The organism is Glycomyces tritici (assembly GCF_030403505.1).
Genome location: NZ_JAUEMJ010000001.1, coordinates 773,334 through 791,433, shown reverse-complemented (window position 1 = coordinate 791,433; position 18,100 = coordinate 773,334). Strand labels below are relative to the sequence as shown.

At 71.0% G+C, this 18,100-nt stretch carries 14 protein-coding genes; 7 read left to right on the top strand and 7 right to left on the bottom strand.

What is annotated here, in order from left to right; all coding sequences use genetic code 11:
- The first annotated feature begins 166 nt into the window (after nucleotides 1-166).
- The 3 genes from QWI33_RS03615 to QWI33_RS03605 all read left to right on the top strand — a co-directional run bounded on the left by QWI33_RS03615 (nucleotide 167) and on the right by QWI33_RS03605 (nucleotide 6,549).
- A complete protein-coding gene (locus QWI33_RS03615) occupies nucleotides 167-1,978 on the top strand; it encodes an HSP90 family protein (protein ID WP_289954964.1) in 1,812 nt (603 codons plus the stop codon).
- Nucleotides 1,979-2,035: 57 nt separating this feature from the next.
- Nucleotides 2,036-4,939 carry a tetratricopeptide repeat protein gene (locus QWI33_RS03610; RefSeq protein WP_289954962.1) on the top strand — a complete coding sequence of 968 codons (2,904 nt, stop codon included), beginning with the start codon at nucleotides 2,036-2,038 and terminating at the stop codon, nucleotides 4,937-4,939.
- A 233-nt stretch (nucleotides 4,940-5,172) separates the two neighbouring features.
- Nucleotides 5,173-6,549, top strand: coding sequence for a glycine--tRNA ligase (locus tag QWI33_RS03605; protein WP_289954960.1), 1,377 nt, complete (start codon nucleotides 5,173-5,175; stop codon nucleotides 6,547-6,549).
- 4 nt (nucleotides 6,550-6,553) lie between these two features.
- Here the strand turns inward: QWI33_RS03605 and QWI33_RS03600 are convergent, their stop codons facing one another.
- Nucleotides 6,554-7,432, bottom strand: coding sequence for a hypothetical protein (locus QWI33_RS03600; protein WP_289954959.1), 879 nt, complete (start codon nucleotides 7,430-7,432; stop codon nucleotides 6,554-6,556).
- Between the two features lie 108 nt (nucleotides 7,433-7,540).
- Between QWI33_RS03600 and QWI33_RS03595 the strand changes: the two genes are divergently transcribed.
- Nucleotides 7,541-8,656, top strand: a complete 1,116-nt coding sequence (locus tag QWI33_RS03595) for a hypothetical protein (protein WP_289954957.1) — start codon at nucleotides 7,541-7,543, stop codon at nucleotides 8,654-8,656.
- 11 nt (nucleotides 8,657-8,667) lie between these two features.
- On the opposite strand, the gene QWI33_RS03590 is transcribed toward QWI33_RS03595, so the two are convergent.
- The 4 genes from QWI33_RS03590 to rpmB form a co-directional block, all read right to left on the bottom strand.
- Nucleotides 8,668-8,874 (bottom strand): hypothetical protein, encoded by a 207-nt coding sequence (locus QWI33_RS03590; RefSeq protein WP_289954955.1) that lies wholly within the window; start codon nucleotides 8,872-8,874, stop codon nucleotides 8,668-8,670.
- Nucleotides 8,875-9,069: 195 nt separating this feature from the next.
- Nucleotides 9,070-9,375, bottom strand: a complete 306-nt coding sequence (gene rpsN, locus QWI33_RS03585) for a 30S ribosomal protein S14 (protein WP_289954952.1) — start codon at nucleotides 9,373-9,375, stop codon at nucleotides 9,070-9,072.
- A 122-nt stretch (nucleotides 9,376-9,497) separates the two neighbouring features.
- Entirely contained in the window at nucleotides 9,498-9,668 is a 171-nt protein-coding gene (gene rpmG, locus QWI33_RS03580; protein WP_289954950.1) for a 50S ribosomal protein L33, read from the bottom strand.
- A gap of 1 nt (nucleotide 9,669) precedes the next feature.
- Nucleotides 9,670-9,906 carry a 50S ribosomal protein L28 gene (gene rpmB / locus QWI33_RS03575; RefSeq protein ID WP_289954949.1) on the bottom strand — a complete coding sequence of 79 codons (237 nt, stop codon included), beginning with the start codon at nucleotides 9,904-9,906 and terminating at the stop codon, nucleotides 9,670-9,672.
- A 63-nt stretch (nucleotides 9,907-9,969) separates the two neighbouring features.
- Between rpmB and QWI33_RS03570 the strand changes: the two genes are divergently transcribed.
- Nucleotides 9,970-11,226: a CobW family GTP-binding protein gene (locus QWI33_RS03570; protein WP_289954947.1), complete on the top strand. Its 1,257-nt coding sequence runs from the start codon at nucleotides 9,970-9,972 to the stop codon at nucleotides 11,224-11,226.
- Nucleotides 11,223-11,477 (top strand): type B 50S ribosomal protein L31, encoded by a 255-nt coding sequence (locus QWI33_RS03565; protein WP_289954946.1) that lies wholly within the window; start codon nucleotides 11,223-11,225, stop codon nucleotides 11,475-11,477. The genes QWI33_RS03570 and QWI33_RS03565 overlap by 4 nt, the downstream gene beginning before the upstream one ends.
- Before the next feature lie 108 nt (nucleotides 11,478-11,585).
- Here the strand turns inward: QWI33_RS03565 and dusB are convergent, their stop codons facing one another.
- Together dusB and QWI33_RS03555 are read right to left on the bottom strand one after the other, a co-directional pair.
- Nucleotides 11,586-12,743, bottom strand: a complete 1,158-nt coding sequence (dusB, locus tag QWI33_RS03560) for a tRNA dihydrouridine synthase DusB (protein WP_289954944.1) — start codon at nucleotides 12,741-12,743, stop codon at nucleotides 11,586-11,588.
- A gap of 133 nt (nucleotides 12,744-12,876) precedes the next feature.
- Nucleotides 12,877-15,786: a hypothetical protein gene (locus QWI33_RS03555; RefSeq protein WP_289954941.1), complete on the bottom strand. Its 2,910-nt coding sequence runs from the start codon at nucleotides 15,784-15,786 to the stop codon at nucleotides 12,877-12,879.
- Between the two features lie 321 nt (nucleotides 15,787-16,107).
- Between QWI33_RS03555 and dnaG the strand changes: the two genes are divergently transcribed.
- A complete protein-coding gene (gene dnaG / locus QWI33_RS03550; protein WP_289954940.1) occupies nucleotides 16,108-17,970 on the top strand; it encodes a DNA primase in 1,863 nt (620 codons plus the stop codon).
- Nucleotides 17,971-18,100: the final 130 nt, after the last annotated feature.

The window sequence follows — 18,100 nt, the reverse complement described above, 5'->3', positions numbered from 1 at the left end:
CAATCGGGCGGTGCGCGCCGGTTCGCGGTGGTTCGGGCAGGTGCGAAGGGGCGCAAGCGCTCCGCGTCCCCGTTCGTCCCGAGGGTCCTTTTCACGCGTTCCCGCGATGCGGCGGTTTGCTAGTCTGACTGACGCCGAACGACCTCCGAGTGAAGCAGGACGCGCTGTGGTTGAGACAACGCCCACTTCCCATACCTTCCAAGTGGACCTGCGCGGCCTGGTGGACCTCTTGTCCCACCACCTGTACTCCTCCCCGAAGGTCTATGTGCGCGAGCTGCTGCAGAACGCGGTCGACGCGATCACCGCCCGCGCCCAGGCCGACCCGGGTTTCGAACCCGGGTCGCAGCATGTCGCGATCGTCGCCGACGGCAGGCGGCTGCGGATCACCGATCCGGGTGTGGGACTGACCCTCGAGGAGGTCCACAAACTGCTCGCGACGATCGGCGGCTCCTCCAAGCGGGACGAGGAGATCGAGGGCGCCCGCCGGGACTTCCTGGGCCAGTTCGGCATCGGCCTGCTCGCGTGCTTCACCGTGGCCTCGGTCATCACCGTGACCTCGCGTTCGGCGAAGGACCCGGCCGCGCAGCCGGTCCGCTGGACCGCCCGCGACGACGGCTCCTACACCGTGACGGAGGTGCCGCCCGGCGATCACCCCGAGCCCGGCACCACGGTGGAACTGGAGGCCCGCCGCGGTGAGGACTGGCTGCAGCCCAAGCGGGTCGCCGACCTCGCCCGCGAGTACGGATCGCTGCTGCCGGTGCGGATCACCGTCTCCGACGGCGGCACGCCGGTCGACGTCTCCGAGACGCCGCCGCTGTGGGAACGGGAACATCCGACCCCGACGGCCCGCCGCCTCGCCCTGAACACCTACTGCGAGCAGGTGCTGGGCTTCCCGCCGCTCGACGTGATCGACCTCGACGTGCCGCTCGCCGGCATCAAGGGCGTCGCGTACGTCCTCCCGCACGCCACCTCTCCTTCGACCCGCCCGGCGCACCGCGTGCACCTCAAGCGGATGCTCCTGACCAGCACCGCGGACAACCTGGTCCCCGAGTGGGCGTTCTTCGTCCGATGCGTGATCGACACCGATGCGCTGCGCCCCACGGCCTCCCGCGAGTCGCTCTACGACGACGAGGCGCTCGCGGTCGCCCGGGACGCGATCGGCGCGCAGATCCGCGAGTGGATCTCCCGCCTCGCCGCCGAGGACCCCCACCGCCTCGAGTCCTTCCTCGCCGTGCACGAGCTGGGCGTGAAGGCCCTCGCCCGGCACGACGCCGAGCTGCTCGCGGCGATGCTGCCGTGGCTGCGGTTCGAGACCACCGCCGGGCACACCAACCTCCCCGAGTTCGCCCGCACCCACCAGCCGATCTACCTGGCCTCCAGTGTGGACGAGTACCGGCAGGTCGCCCCGATCGCCGCCGCGCAGGGCATCGGCGTCGTCAACGGCGGCTACACCTACGACGCGGAGCTCGTGCAGGCCCTGCCGCGCCTCGACCCGCAGGTCAAGGTCGAGCACCTCCAGCCCGGGGTCATCTCGGCGAGCCTCGACCCCGTCGACACCGGCACCGAACTCGCGCTGCGCCCCTTCCTCAACGCCGCCCGCGCCCGCCTCGACTCCGTCGACGTCGACGTGGTCGTGCGCGAGTTCAACCCCGTCTCCGTGCCCGCCCTGCTCCTCGACGACCGCGAGTCCCGCCGCGAACGCCAGCGGGCCGAAGCGGAAGCCGAGGCCGACGACCTCTGGGGCGGCATCCTCGCCTCCATCAAGCAGCACGCGCCGCGCGCCCAGCTCGTCCTCAACCACCGCAACCCCACCGTCCGCCGCATCAGCGCCATCGACGACCCCCAGCTCGCGGGCACCGCGGTCGAGTCCCTGTACGGCCAGGCGCTCCTGATGAGCCACCGGCCGCTTCGCAGCGCCGACACCGCGCTCCTCAACCGTTCCTTCATGAACCTGCTGGAACACATCACCCAGGACTGAGCCGTCCCCATCGCGAACCCGCGGCTCACTCCTCACATAGGACAGTTAAGGACTGGTATGGCCACTCCCGACCCCGACGAGATCTGGCGACTGCTCAACGAGGCCCGCTTCGAAGAGGCCAGCGAGGCGAAGGTCGCGGCCCTCGAGCGAGCGGTCGAGGCCGCCGACGCCGTCGGCGACCCCGAACTGCAGAACTACGCCCTCAACGGCCTGGTCGACGCCTACGAGTTCTCCCGCGACTCCACCCGCCTCCTCGTCCCCTTCGCCCGGCTCCTGCGCAACTTCGACTCCCAGCCCGAGCACTTCGACGCCTACCTGACGCGCTCCCTGTACTGGACGTTCAAGTGGATCGTCGACACGATGATCGAGCAGCCCGACGTGCCGCTCGAATCCATCGAGCACTGGCTCGAGGAGATGCGCCGCCGGTACCGGGAGGCCGGCTACTCCATGCACGCCCCGGCCGCCTACGAGATGCAGCTGGCCTACCACGTGGGCGACTACGACCGGGTCGCCGCCGCCATCGAAGCCCTCGGCGAGGCCGAGGAGGACGAGATGTCCGACTGCACCGCCTGCCAGTACACCTCCCTGGCCACCATCGTGTTCTACGCCGAGGAGGACTCCGCCGACGCCGCGATGGAGATGCTCGAACCGGTCCTCTCCGGCGAGCAGACCTGCGCCCACGAACCCCACTACGGGCTCGCGCTCTCCCTCCTGCCCCTGGTCGAGCTCGGCCGCATCGACGAGGCCCGCGGCAACCACCTGCGCGGCTACCCGATGTGCAAGGGCAAGGAGGACATGGTGCACATGTGGGCCCTCCACGTCGAGTTCTGCGCCCTCACCGGCAACGAGCACCGCGCCGTCGAGATCCTCGCCGACCACGCCCGCTTCTACGACCTCGACCTGGGCGTGCGCGACCGCCAGCGCCTCATGGAGGTCACCGTCCTCACCTGCCGGCGCCTCGCCGCCCTCGGCTTCGCCGACACCGCGATGCCCGGACCCGCCGGCACCGAATGGACCGCGGCCGCCCTCCAGGACTGGGCCGAGGCCGAGCGGGCGGCGATCTGCGCGCGCTTCGACGCCCGCAACGGCAACGACCACCACTCCCGGATGTCCGCCTGCGTCATCGAGTCCACGCCCTACGACAAGCCGGTCCACCTGGGCCTCAAGGAGCCCAAGCCCAAGGCCGCCGCGCCGGTGCTCGTCCCCGAGCAGGTCCAGGGCCCCGACCTCGACGCGGCCATCGACGCCGCCTACGCCGCATACGACGACTGCTCGCCCGACACGTGGAAGGCCTGGCTCCGCGTCGGCGCCCTCGCCGACGCGCTCGGCATCGAGCTCATCCCCGAGCACCGCGCCGAGATCGCCCACGCCGAATCGGCCCAGTCCGACGAACCCGAGCTCGTCGCCTCCGGGCTCACCCGCGCCATCGAGCTGTTCGGCATCGCGGGCCAGCCCGGCCGCGCCCTCGTCGCCGAGTCCTTCCTCCTCATCCACCGCTCCGAGACCGAGCCCGAGGCCATCGGCGACGGCGCCGCCCGCATCACCGCCACCGCCCGCGCGCTGCGCGCCGAGCAGCGCATCGACGACCGGAGCTTCCACACCGGCCAGGTCCTCGCCATGCGCGCCGAATACCTCGCCTCCACCGCCAGGCCCGACCTGCTCCCCGCCGACCTCGACGAGCGCGCCCGCGCGCTCGAAGGCGAACTCGCGGCCTTCCCCGACCGGCGCTACGCGCTCATCCGCCGCTGCGACCTCCTCGACCTGCGCGCCCGCCTCGAATCCGACCCGGCCGCGAAGACCGCGCTCCTCGCGGCCCAGATCGAGCTGGCCCGCGCCGCCGGCGCCGGCTGGGCCGTCGCCCGCGCCAGCGCCGACCTCGCCGACCAGGTCGGCATCACCGGCGACTTCGAAGCGGCCCTTGCCATCTGCCGTGAAGGCCTGGCCGCGCTCGGCGGCGAGCCCTCCCACACCGTCGCCGCGAAGCTCCACCTCCAGGCGGCGGAGTTCACCATGCGCGCCGCCGACCACGACGCCACCTACGAGCACGCGCTGGCCGCCTCCGTCCACTGCGACGCGGTCGGCATGGCCGTCCCGGCCGCCGTCGCCCGCCACCTCATGGGCGTGGCCCTCGTCGAGCTCGACCGCCGCGCCGAGGCCGTCCCGCTCCTGGAGGCCGCCCTCGAAGACCTCCCGCCCCAGGAGCTGTGGCGGATCTGCAACGTGCGCTTCAACCTCGCCGAGTCCTACGACCGCCAAGGAGACACCCGCCAAGGCGTCGAGCACGGCCTGGCGGCCCTCGCGCTCATGGAGTCCGCCGAGGAGGACTACCTCGTCAACCTGTACGCCGACACGCTGTTCCTCACCGGTGAGCTGCTCCAGAAGCTCGGCGAGCACGACCACGCCCTCGAGGTCTACACCCGGGCGATCGAGGCGGCCGACGCCGTCGGCGACCTCGCCTGCTGGACCCGCGTCAGCCGCTCCCGCGCCTGGCTCCTGCGCACCACCCTCGGCGACAGCGCGTTCGGGGAAGGGCTCCAGACGATGGCGCAGATCGCCGCCCGCCTCCACACCGTGCGCGCCGATCCCGAAGCGCCCGAGACGCTCCGCGAGGCCGCCCGCTTCGAACTCGGCGAGACCTACCGCCAGCACGCCCAGCTGACCTTCCAGTTCCTGGAGAGCCAGGCCGGCGAGCAGGGCCTGCACCGCGACGAGGCCGAACCGGTGCTCGACCTGCAGCGCCGCGCGCTGGCCGTGTTCCGGGAGGGCCCGCTGCTGCTGGAGCGGGCGAGCCTGACCGCGCACCAGACCATGTGGCTGCTCGCGGAGCTCGGCGACGCGCAGGGCGCGATCGAGGTGGGGGAGGACGCCCTGACATGGCTCACTGCACCGGAGTCCGCCGAGGCCAGGGAGGGTTTCGAGGGGCACCTGGCGGACCTGCGGCAAGGCGGGGCGGAGGCGTGAGCGGGGCGCTGTGAGGCCGTGACCCGCCGAGCGGGCCGCGGCGTGTCCGGGGTCCGCTGCGAGGTACGCTTGCTCACTGGCGGACCGTACTTGACGTGCGTCTCGGGCGACCACACAGCATCGAAACTGGGTTGACCGAGTATCCGCCGCCTGGGCAGTCTGTCCAGAGGATCTCAACCGAGAGCAATCATCCGCAGTCTCACCGACCGCCAGCCGGATCGAGAGGAATCATCGTGTCCCAAGATCGCACCGAAGCGCTCATCAGCCTGTCCAAACGCCGCGGCTTCGTCTTCCCCAGTTCCGAGATCTACGGAGGCACCCGCTCCGCTTGGGACTACGGCCCGCTCGGCGTGGAGCTGAAGGAGAACATCCGCCGCGAGTGGTGGAACGCGATGGTGCGCGAGCGCGACGACGTGGTCGGCCTCGACTCCGCCGTCGTCCTCAACCCCCAGGTGTGGGTCGCCTCCGGCCACCTCGAGGAGTTCACGGACCCGCTCACCGAGTGCCAGTCCTGCCACAAGCGCTACCGCGCGGACCACCTCATCGAGGCCTACCAGGAGAAGCACGACGGCCGCGAGCCCGAGAACGGCCTCGCCGACCTCACCTGCCCGCACTGCGGCGCCCGCGGCTCCTTCACCGAGCCGCGCATGTTCAACGGCATGATGAAGACCTTCCTCGGCGCCACCGAGGACACCGAGAACACGCACTACCTGCGCCCCGAGACCGCCCAGGGCATCTTCGTGAACTTCACGAACGTCATGACCGCGTCCCGCCGCAAGCCCCCGTTCGGCATCGCGCAGACCGGCAAGTCCTTCCGCAACGAGATCACGCCGGGCAACTTCATCTTCCGCACCCGCGAGTTCGAGCAGATGGAGATGGAGTTCTTCGTCGAGCCGGGCACCGACGAGGAATGGCACGAGTACTGGCTGCAGACCCGCTGGGACTGGTACGTCGACCTCGGCCTCAAGGAAGAGAACCTGCGGCGCTACGAGCACCCGAAGGACAAGCTCTCCCACTACTCCAAGCGCACCGTCGACATCGAGTACAAGTTCAACTTCGCCGGCAGCGAGTTCGGCGAGCTCGAGGGCATCGCCAACCGCACCGACTTCGACCTCTCGACCCACTCGAAGCACTCGGGCGCCGACCTGTCGTACTTCGACCAGGCCAAGGGCGAGCGCTGGACCCCGTACGTGATCGAGCCCGCGGCGGGCCTGACCCGCTCGGTGCTGGCCTTCCTCATCGAGGCCTACGACGTGGACGAGGCCCCGAACACCAAGGGCGGCGTCGACAAGCGCACCGTGCTCCGCTTCGACCCGCGCCTGGCGCCGGTCAAGGCCGCGGTGCTGCCGCTGAGCCGCAACGAGGACCTCTCGCCGAAGGCGAAGGACCTGGCCGCGACCCTGCGCAAGCGCTGGAACGTCGACTTCGACGACGCCGGCGCGATCGGCCGCCGCTACCGCCGCGCCGACGAGATCGGCACGCCGTACTGCATCACCGTCGACTTCGACACCCTCGAAGACCAGGCCGTGACGATCCGCGACCGCGACACGATGCAGCAGGAGCGCGTCGCCATCGACCAGGTCGAGCGGTTCCTGCTCGAGCGCCTGTAGAACGTCAGTACCTGCTGGGGCCGATCTCGATCCGATCGAGGTCGGCCCCTTCGGGTATCCACGCCGCGGTCACGTCGACGTACTGGTCCGAAACGCCTTCGGGGAAGGTCCGGAACGCCCCCGTGTAGAACTCCGAGTCGCTGTCGGCGGGAAGGCCCCCGAGCAGCTTCCCGTCGCCGTCGCGGAACAGCACCGCGATCTGCGCGTCCGTCTCCTCGGCGGTCTCGGCGCGGAAGTGCACCCGGTACCCGTCCGGACTCGCCATCGGCTCGAGCTCGGTGAACGAGAACGCCGGCAGCGCCGCCGTCTCGAACCACTCCATGTCCTCCAAGGCGTCCGGAGGGTAGAGGACCGTGGGCTCCTCACGCTCCAGCGTCAGGTCCTCGACCTCGACACCGGAGACGTCGACGGCCATCACGTAGCCGACCGCGGCCGTCGAACGCGGCGGGACGGAACCGAGGTACATCGTGTCCAGGTCGACCGGGTAGCCGCGCTTGGTCTCGGTCCGGATCGTCAGCGACCCGGGCACCAGCTCCCCGTCGTGCGGATTGCGGACCACCACGGCGACGAGTACGCGCTCCTCGCCGTCCTGGTCGGTGATCTTGCTGAAGCCGTGCTCGACGATCTCGAGCTCGACCTGCTCCTCGATGAGCATCCCCTCGTCGGTGTACTCCTCGGGGTCCAGCGAGGTCTGCTCCTCGACATTGGCGACCGCCGCGTCCGTTCCCGGGCGGTGCTCCACCGCCACCGCGAGCGCCACCACCGCGACGACGAGCGCGATCACGAACGGCAGGCTCGGCAAGAGTTCCGCCCGCATATGGGCGTGGGTCGCGAGATCCCGCGACGCGCGCGCGAGGCGCCTGGGCCACCGGTTCGAGGGCATGGGGTTCCTTGTCGAGGCCGCTACACTTTCCACAGCAACGGTAGCAGTCGAGCCACGGGAGCGAGCGTGTCGGAATCCGCCTCTCCGCAGCGGTGGGGCGAGGAGCACATGATCGATCTGGGCGCCGTCGGCGAAGCCGCCCCGGCCCCCGAACCCGCCCCCTCGCCGCCCCGCCGTTTTCTGCGGATACCCAACGCCGCCTTGGCGTACGCGGCCATCGCGATCGCGCTGGCCGCCGCGGTGGTGACCGTCGTGAAGTGGTCCCCGCTGCACCGGCCGCTCGCCGAGTCCACTGTCACCGGATTCCTCGAAGCGGTCCACGACCGCGATGTGGAGGCCGCGCTCGCCTTCACCGACCAGAAGGACGCCGAGGGCGAGTACCTGGTGCCCGAGGCGCTCGACGCGCGTTGGAAGATCACGAAGGTCGCCCAGGTCGCGTACACCGACCTCGGCGACGGCCGGGCGGCGGCCGAGGTCTACGCCGAGATCGAGGGCCCGGGGGACTCCCTGGTCGGTCACCGGTACCAGGTGGCCATCGACCGCGGCGAGGCCGAGATCAAGGGCGCCATGATCGAGCACGAGGCGTACGGGACCTTCGACTACCTCGACCTGAACGGCGTCAGGCTCGAGCTCGACCTCCAGGAGGGGCCGACGTACGTCCTGCTCCTGCCCGGGTACTACGAGTTCTACCCGGATATGCCGTCCACCATGGAGTTCGAAGACGGCGGGTCGATGCTGGTGCTCGGGAGCAAGTTCCTCCAGATCGAGAGCGGCGTCCTCGATGAATGGATGCCCTCGCCGTGGGTGGTGGTCTCCCAGGAGGGCGAGGACGCGGTGAACGAGGCCCTGCGCGAGTTCTACGACGGCTGTACCGCCGACCCGACGGTGGAGGGCTGCCCGTTCAAGTTCCCCGAGGACCCCGCGCGCGACGTCGCGCTCGCGCCCGGCGCCCGGTGGGAGGTCACGGCCTATCCCGAGGTGCGCTCCGAGCGGCTCTGGTACGAGCACGGCGCGGGCTTCGGCCTCGAGTCGTCACTGCCGGGCGAGGCCCGGGCGCAGGTCGAGATCACCGAGGACGGCCAGACGCGCACGGCGCTGGTGGCCTGCCCCATCTGGGTGAACGGGCTGTACGCGGCGTTCGACTTCGAAGCCGGCTTCTCGATCGACGCCGGGTACGAGATGTTCGAGGACCGCTGCCGCTCGCTCATCGAGGTGGAGGGTTAGGGGCCTTCGCGCTATTCGCTGTGGATGACGCAGCCGCAGTCGATCCAGGCGTGCTCGGCCTGGTCGGTGTGGGTGATGGAGTAGTTCGCACGGCTCTCCGACGCCCACAGGGCGGCGGGGCTGGCGGGCACGTCGTCGGCGGCGGTCGCGGCGAGCGGGTTGGGCTCGTCGGCCCTTTCGGGCGTCGTCGCCGGGGCGGTCTCCAATTGCTGGGCCATCGCAGTTTCGCTCCTTCGTTCATCGAGTCAAACGCAGGAGGAGCTCACACGGTTCCGGGCTTGAGAGCAGTCTCACAGCGCACTCGCAATGCCCACACTAGCGCCCCCTTGCGACGGTCGTATAACGCTTTCATTCCATGGAGTCGCAAGAGGGCGCCGACCTGGTGCGGCGTTTGACCGATGTGTGGGGAATTACTACCAGGACGCTTTTCGCACACCGGGCAATTCGCCGCGATGGGCCATCTCCCTGAGTCGGACACGCGACAGTCCGAACCTCCGGTTGAACCCGCGCGGGCGCCCGTCCACGACGTCGCGGTTGCGCAGCCGCGTCGCCGAGGAGTCCCGCGGCAGCTTCTGGAGCTTCACCACGGCCGCCGCGCGGACCTCGGGGTCGGTGCCCGGGTGCGCGACGAGCCGCTTGAGCTCGGCACGCTGCTCGCGGTAGCGCTCGACGAGCACCTCCCGCTGCCGCTGCCTGGCGATCATGCTCTTCTTGGCCATCTAGCGGTCCTCTCTACTGCGCTTCTGGCGGGTCGTCACTAGCGTTCCTCCCGGCTGCGCTCCACGGTTCCGGGTCGTCACTAGCGTTCCTCCCGGCTGCGCTGCACGGTTCCGGGTCGTCACTAGCGTTCCTCCCGGAACTCGACGTGCTTGCGCACGACCGGGTCGTACTTCTTCAGGACCATGCGGTCCGGGTCGTTGCGGCGGTTCTTGCGGGTCACGTACGTGTAGCCGGTCCCCGCGGTCGACCGCAGCTTGATCACGGGCCGCACATCGGTGCTCTTGCTCGCCATCTCAGACCTTCCTCCCTTCCGCGCGCAGCCGCGCCACGACGGACTCGATCCCGTCGCGGTCGATCACCTTGATGCCCTTGGCGGACACCCGAAGCCGCACGTGCCGGCCTTCGCTGGGCAGGTAGTACCGCTTGCTCTGCAGGTTGACGTTCCACTTGCGCCTGGTCTTCTTCTTCGACCACGGCACGTTGTTGCCGAAGCCGGGGCCGGCGCCGGTCACCTCGCATGTTCTGGACACTGTCGTCCTCCTCTCGCGAACAATAGTATAATGACAATCGTTTTCAAATAGATCGGAGGCCTCATGAGCCAGCTCGCCCAACCCGGTTCCTCTGTGTCACCGGCCGACCTCCGGCCGGCGCTGACACTCCTGACCGGCTTCGCCCCCAAGGCGACCCGCGAGGCCGCCGACCTGCTCACCCTCGCCGACCCGAGCCTCCTCGTCGTCACCTACGACCTCGCCGAACTCCTCGACAGCGGCACCGTCCGCCGCCTCGTGCACGACGGGCGCGGCCCCATCGAGGACGAGCGCGTGACCCTCGAGCACGGCTGCATCAACTGCACCATCCGCGAAGACCTCCTCCCGGCCCTCGTGCGCCTCGCCCGCTCCCGGCCCGCCGCCGACCTCGCCCTCGTGCTCCCGCCCTCCATGGAGCCCGAGGCCGTCACCACCGCCTGCGGCTGGTGCGACGTCGACGGCGCGCCCGTCTCCGACGCGATCCGCATCGACTCCGTCGTCGCCGTCTGCGACCCCGGCAGCCTCCTCGAGACCCTCGACTCCGACCAGGACCTCGCCGACCGCAGCCTCCAGGCCGCCGACGACGACACCCGGTCCGTCTCCGAGGTCGCCGCCCGCCAGATCGAGTTCGCCGACACCGTCCTCCTCTGGGCCCCGGACTCGGACCTCGACTACGAGCACACCCGCCTGTCCGTCCTGCTCCAGCGCCTCAACCCCTGGGCCCGCCACCTCGTGCTGGACCTCCCTGAACCGGCCTGGCTCTCAGCCCGCATCCGCCGCAGCGGGCGCTTCGACCCCGAAGCGCCCGAACCGCACGGCCGCGGCCTCGAGGGCTACGCCGTCGGCTGCCACGAGCCCGAACCCGACTGCGGCGTCGTCGCCTCCGTCTACCGCGCCCGGCGCCCCTTCCACCCCGAGCGCTTCCACCAGGCCCTTCCCGCGCTCGCCGGCCGCACTCTCCGCGGGCGCGGCCATCTGTGGCTCGCCGGGCAGCCCGACACGATCGTGGCCTGGGAGTCCAGCGGCGGCGGCGTCTCGATGGGCGACCTCGGGCGCTGGCTCGCGGCCACCCCGGACGAGGAGTGGGAGGAGTCCAGCCCCGAGCGGCGCGTCAACGCCGACCTGCACTGGGACGCCGACTTCGGCGACCGCGGCATCCAGCTGGCGTTCGTGGGCATCCACTTCGCGGCCGACGAGCTCACGGCCGTCCTCGACGCCTGCCTGCTCACCGATGACGAAGTGGCCGAAGGCGCCGCCGCCTGGCGGGAATACCCCGACCCCTTCGAAGGTTGTTTCGAAAGCAAGGAGAGGAACCAGGAATGAAGCAAGGTATTCACCCGAAATACGACTACGTCGTCTTCCGCGACCGCGCCGCGGACTTCGCCTTCCTCACCCGGTCCACGGTCGGTTCGGCCGAGACCGTCGAGTGGGAGGACGGCAAGACCTACCCGGTGATCGACGTCCAGATCTCATCGGCCTCGCACCCGTTCTGGACCGGCAAGAGCCGTGTCATGGACGACGAGGGCCGTGTCGCCAAGTTCTACAAGAAGTACGGCAAGGCACCCGCCGAGTAAGGCGGGACACGAGCGAAGGGGAGGCCTCCCGGCACCGGAGGCCTCCCCTTTCCTCGTATGCCGCGCCTGCCGAGCAGGTCGTGCCGTCCTCGGGCCGAACCCGAAGGGTCAGCCGCCGGACGAGTCGATCTCGGCGCCCGCGGGGACCGTGAGGTCGTCCCGGTCGTCGAGCCAGCCCTCCGGCAGGGTCACCTTGCCGGGGCTGTTGGTGCGCCCGCGCGGCTTGCCGATGGTCGACTCGGGGAACGGCGCGTCCGCCTCGAGCTTGCCCAGGAGGTCTTCGAGCTCGTTGAGGTGGGAGACCATCGAGAGGGCCCGGCGCATGTCGCCGCCGACCGGGAAGCCCTTGAGGTACCAGGCCACGTGCTTGCGGAACTCGCGGCAGCCGTGCTCCTCGGCGGCGATGTTCCGCCGCGCCTCGTACGACTCGGCGCCCGCGATCCACTCGACCAGCAGCTCCGCGTGCCGGTACATGACCTTCGCGACCTCGCCGAGCTGGGGCATGATGCGCTGTTCCCGGCCCCTGAAGGCCGCTTCGAGGTCCCCGAAGAGCCACGGCCTGCCCAGGCACCCCCGGCCGACCACGACGCCGTCGCAGCCCGTTTGCTCGACCATGCGCAGCGCGTCGTCGGCCTCCCAGATGTCGCCGTTGCCGAGCACCGGCAGGTCCAGGTGCTCTTTCAGCCGGGTGATCGCGTCCCAGTCGGCGGTGCCGGAGTACCGCTCTGCGGCGGTGCGCCCGTGCAGCGCCACCCATGCGACGCCCGCGTCCTGGGCGATCTTCCCCGCTTCGAGGTAGGTGAGGTGGTCGTCGTCGATGCCCTTGCGCATCTTCACGGTGACCGGGATGCTCCCGGCGGCGTCGACCGCGGCGGTCACGATCTCGCGGAACAGCCGCCGCTTCCACGGCAGTGCCGAACCGCCGCCGCGGCGGGTGACCTTCGGCACCGGGCAGCCGAAGTTCAGGTCGATGTGGTCGGCGAGGTCTTCATCGGCGACCATCTGCACGGCCTTGCGCATCCCGGCCGGGTCGACGCCGTACAGCTGCAGGCTGCGGGTCTGCTCCTCGGGATCGAACTCGATCAGCCGCATCGTCTTCGGGTTGCGCTCGGTGAGCGCCACCGTCGTGATCATCTCGCACACGTAGATGCCCGCCCCCTGCTCTCTGCAGAGCTTGCGGAACGGGAGGTTCGTGATCCCGGCCATGGGTGCCAGCACCACGGGCGGGTCGACCGTGGTGCCTGCGAGCGAGAGCTGCTGTGTCACCGGTCCATTATTCCAGCGGGCCGGGCGAGCCGCCCGGCCCGGTGACGCGCCGCACCTGAGCCTTCGGCCTCCATGCGCTTGAACGACGAAGGCCGCCCGGCGATCGCCGGGCGGCCTTCGGTCCGTGCTTCGTCTACTCGAGGTCCACGGTCACCGAGGCGCCCCACGGGTTGCCCGCGACCTCGTAGGCCCCGGCGTAGGAGAACCCGTCGCCGCCCACGGTGCCGCCGCCCGGGATCGAGGCCTGGCCGTCGAGGTACGAGTGGAGCTTCTGGCCCGTGTAGTCCGTGACCAGGACGACGGCGGCGGTGCCGTCGTAGCCCTTCGCGTTCAGTGCGGGCGTCTCGGAGGCGCACAGTGGGTCGGCCATGCGCGAGTCTGCGAGCTCCTTCACGACCTCGCCGCCCGAGACCCAGCTGACGGTGGCCTCGCCGCGGCTCGTGGCGATGAACGCGCCGCTCTGGGTGCCCACGACCAGGCAGGTCGGGTTCGCGCCGACCTCGGTCGCGGCCGTCTCCTTGAGCGCGCCGTCGAGTTCGCGCACGGTGCCGTCGGTGGTCGCGACGGCGAAGACGCCCTCGGTGGCGGCCACGTCGGCGACGCCGCCGTCGAAGCCGACCGCTTCACCGGCGGTGGCGGCGAACTGGAACTCGGTGCTGTCGTAGTGCTGCGCCGCGAGGCCTTCCAGCGTCGAGGCGAGATCGACCGTGGTGACCTGGCCGGCGCTCAGATCGCCCACGATCGCGGCGCCGGCGGTCGCGACCTGGTCGCGTCCGGCGCCGCCTTCGACGTCGCTGCGTTCGGCCGAGAGCGAGCCGTTCGAGTTCGACCACGCGTCGACCGAGGTCGGCGCGGTGAACGGCAGCTCGACGGTGCCCACGACCTCGGCCTCGCCGAAGTGGCCCGGGTTCGGCAGGCCGGGGTAGGCCTGCGACCAGCTCGACTGGTACGAGCCCTTCTTGTCGCCCAAGGCGATCACGACGAGCGATCCGGTCTGCGACTCAGGCGTCCAGGTGGTGACGAGCGCGAGCTCGTTGCCGTCGGTGAGCGCCACATCGGTCGGGACCTGCCCGGCCGGCAGCTGGAGGCAGGTGCCGCCCTGCGCGCCGCTGATGCCCGCCGTGGCGACGACGCCCGACGAGAACGCGATCACGGAGTGCGCGTTGACCTCGGCGCTCTGCTCGGGCCGCGCCATGGCGACGGGCTCGCCCAGTTCGCCGCCGAGGCCGTTGAGGCAGTCGGCCGTGGCGCCTTCCTGCAGTTCGAGTTCGGGGCGGCCCTCGTCGGTGAAGCGCCCGCCGGCGCGGGGCGTGAGGCCCAGCGACTCGTCGGTCGACTCGACGACGGTGACGTGGTCGATCCCGGTCAGCCCGGACTCGTCGGTGACGTAGCCGAGCTGGCCCTGGATGCTGCGGTCGGCGTCGCCGAGCAGCGGTTCGGAGGCGAGGGCGTCGCCGCTCGCGGCGGCGAGCTCCTCGGCGCCGTTCTCGCCCGCTTCGCCGTAGCGCCAGGAGAACCATTCGGCGGTGCCCGCGGCGGCGGCGAGTTCGGTGTAGCGCTCGGGGGTCAGGGCCTCGTCGGCGCCGGGGCTCTCGTTGGAGGAGTCGCTGTCGCCGTTGCCGTCTCCCGGCTGGGTCGGCTCACGCGGCGGCTCGGCGCCGAGCATGAGCACGATGCCGATGATCAGGCCGAGGGTGATGAGGCCGCCGATGCCGTAGATCGCGTAGCGGACCCCGCGGTGCGTCGGCGGGGCGACGCGGATGGGCCCTGACGGCGATTCGACCACGGGCTCGGGCTTCTTCTCGGCCGGCTCGGCGGTGCGCTGGGCGGGAACGGCGTCCGGCGCCGCGATCGGTGCGCTCTGCTCGGCGTAGACCGAGTGCGCCCCCGACGGCTGGTCGCCGTACGCGGACTGCGGCGGGGCCGGGACGGTGTCCTGCTGCGCGTACGGGACCTGTTGCGGCGCAGCGGCGAACGGGTCCTGCTGGGCGAACTGGTCCTGCGCGGCGGCGAACGGGTCCTGCTGCTCAGGGGCGGTTCCGGTCGGGCCGAACGCGTCAGCGCCCGAACCGAACGGGGCGCCGGTGCGCTGCTCCCCATAGGACTGCTGCGGTTGCTGCGGCACGGGCGGGAACGGATCGGCCTGCTGCTGCGCCTGGTACTCCTCGCGGGCCTGCTGGGCCTCGGCCTGCAGCCGCTCGGCCTGGTACGGGTCGGACTGGTAGAGGTCCTGGCCGCCCGAGTCGCCGCGGTACTGGTTGTGGCCGTAGACGTCCGCCTCGTACGGGTCGGAGCGCAGCTCCGGGAACTCGAGGCTCTCGCCTTGGGCGGGCTGGCGCGGCGCGTCATAGGTCGGCTGGTCGAACCCGGGCGCCTGCTGCGGGGCGACGAACGGCGATCCGGCCTGCTCGGGACGGAACGACTGCTCGGCGGGCGCCTCCGCTGCGGGGGCCGCGGCCGGCGGCGGGATCTCACCCGCGCCCGTCCATGCGGCGCCGCCGCTGGTCAGGCCCCAACCGGTCTGGGACTGCTGGTGCATCCACTCCTGGCTCGACTTCGGCGGCCAGTCGGGTGCGTCCGCTTCGCCCTTCGCGTTCCAGTCGCCTTGCGGCGCAGGAGGTTCTTGGTAAGCGGGCTGCTGGTACTCCGGCTCGGGAGCGCCTTGCCCGCCGTACTGCGGCGCCTGGCGCTGCGCGAACGGCGCTTCGCCGTACGGTGCGCCGCCGTGCTGGGGCCCCGGCTGCTGCGGCACCTCCGGGGTCGCGTCGTCGAACGCGCCCCATTCACTGCGGCGCGACTCGGGGTCGAGCTCCTCGTAGGGGCCGGCCTGGTGCGGCGGCTCGCTGAACGCGCCTCCGCTCGGCGGCGGGCGCAGGAATCGGTCGGCCGCCGAAGGCTCGTCCTCCGTAGTCGCGGGAGCCGGCGCTTTGGAAGGCAGGTGGCCCACTCCGCGCGCGGTGATTCGGGGCGGATTGGTGGGTGTGGCCGCCGGTTCACTGGTGGGAGGCCAGGAGGGCGGCTGCTCGGGCGATGGGTCCGGCATGATAGGCGACTCTAGCGGATCGGACCGCGCTCGCGTGAGGCGTGGTCGGGAAAATTGCTGACCAGAACCATGGTACAGCGGGCTTTCACACCGGTTCTGATCTGCGCCAACGGTTTCCGTGAACCCGATTCGCGACGTGACCTCCGCGACCCGTCCATGGTGGCCGATCACTCACCCGTGGTGCCGCAGCGGGGTCGGGCGGCTACGCAGTGCTCGCGGACGGGGTGCCGCTTCGACTTCAGTGCTCACACCGGGCGGCGTCTGCGAGCGGGTTGTCAGGGGGACCGGGCAGAATGGTGGGGCAGCGAGAAGAGGTGAACAGTGGCGGGGCGAATCCGGGACGCCGATATCCAGCTGGTGCGCGAGCGCGTGGATATCGCCGATGTCATCGGCGAGCGCGTCACCCTGCGCAACGCCGGCGGCGGCAATCTCAAGGGCCTGTGCCCGTTCCACGACGAGCGCTCGCCGAGTTTCAACGTCACACCCGCTCGCGGCGTCTACCACTGCTTCGGCTGCGGCGTCGGCGGCGACGCCATCACGTTCCTCACCGAGCTCGACGGCCTCACCTTCATCGAGGCGGTCGAGCGCCTCGCCGCCCGGGCCGGCCTCAAGCTCACCTACGAGGACGTCGACGGCCGCGTCCAGCGCGGTCCCTCGGGCGCGCCCGGCCTCAAGCAGCGCCTCCTCGACGCGCACACCGCGGCGGCCGAGTTCTACACCGCCAAGCTCCTCTCTCCCGAGGCGCTGACCGCCCGCCAGTTCCTCACCGCCCGCGGCTTCGACCGCGAGGCCGCCGGGACCTTCGGCTGCGGCTACGCCCCCGACTCCTGGGACGCGCTCGCGAAGCACCTGCGCGCCAAGGGCTTCTCGGCCGAGGAGCTGAACACGGCAGGGCTCGCCAAGCCCTCGCGCACCGGCAACCTCATCGACCGCTTCCGCCGCCGCCTGGTCTGGCCGATCCGCGACTCCTCGGGCTCGGTGATCGGGTTCGGCGCGCGCAAGCTCTTCGACGACGACCAGGGCCCGAAGTACCTGAACACCCCTGAGACGCCGCTCTACAAGAAGTCCCAGGTCCTCTACGGGATCGACCTGGCCCGCAAGGAGATCGCCAAGACCGGCCGGGTCGTCATCGTCGAGGGGTACACCGACGTCATGGCCTGCCACCTCGCGGGCGTCCCGATGGCGGTCGCCACCTGCGGCACCGCGTTCGGGCCCGATCACATCCGCATCCTGCGACGGTTCCTGTTCGACTCGGAGTCGGCGGACGGGCGCATCATCTTCACCTTCGACGGGGACGAGGCCGGCCAGCGCGCCGCGCTCAAGGCCTTCGACGAGGAGCAGCGCTTCGTCTCCCAGACGTACATCGCGGTCACGCCCGGCGGGCAGGACCCGTGCGAGCTGCGCCAGAGCGCCGGGGACGCGGCGGTGCGCGAGCTCATCGAGCGGCACACGCCGCTGGTGCAGTTCGCACTGGAGCGGGCGATCGTCAAGCACGACCTGGACACCGCCGAGGGCCGCCTGCACGCCACGCGGGCCATCGCGCCGCTCCTGGCGCGGGTGAAGGACCGGGGCCTGGTCGAGGAGTACATCGGCGTCTACGCCGGGCGCCTGGGCAAGGAGAAGGCGGAGCTGCGCCGCGCCGTGCAGGGCGCCGCCGCGGGGCAGCAGCCGGAGGCCCCGGAGGGGCCGAAGCGGGTGCAGCGCACGGACTCGACGCAGCTGCGCGCGCAGCGCGAGGTCTTGAAGGTCGCCCTCCAGCAGCCGCAGATCGCCGGTCCGTACTTCGACGCTGTCGACGCCACCCCGTACACCGACCCGAACTACCGGGCGGTGCGCGAGGCCGTGGCCGCGGCCGGGGGAGCGGCCCGGGCCGCCGCGGGGCCGAACTGGATCGCCGCGGTGCAGAGCGCGTGCACCGAGATCGCCGCCGGTGCGCTGGTGAGCGAGCTGGCGGTGGAGGAGCTGCGGCTCGCGGGGGAGCCTGACGGCCTCTATGTCCGTACGATCCTGGCCCGCATTCAGCGGCCGGTGGTCGAGGCGGAGGTCGCCGATCTGAAGCGCCGCCTCCAGCGCATCAACCCCAGTACTGACAAGGACGAGTACATGAAGCTCTTCGGGCAGCTCATGGGCCTGGAGCAGCACGTGCGGTCCCTGCGCGACCAGGCGGCGAACGCGGTCGAGTAGCGCCGCCGGCCAGCGCGGGCGAGCAGTCCGGGAACCGGGCGATATCCGAGACAGCCTCTCATTCTCGTGTTGTGATGCAGGTAACAGGCATGTCGTTCAGTGGTGGACCGTTCGGCAATCGAGTGTCCCG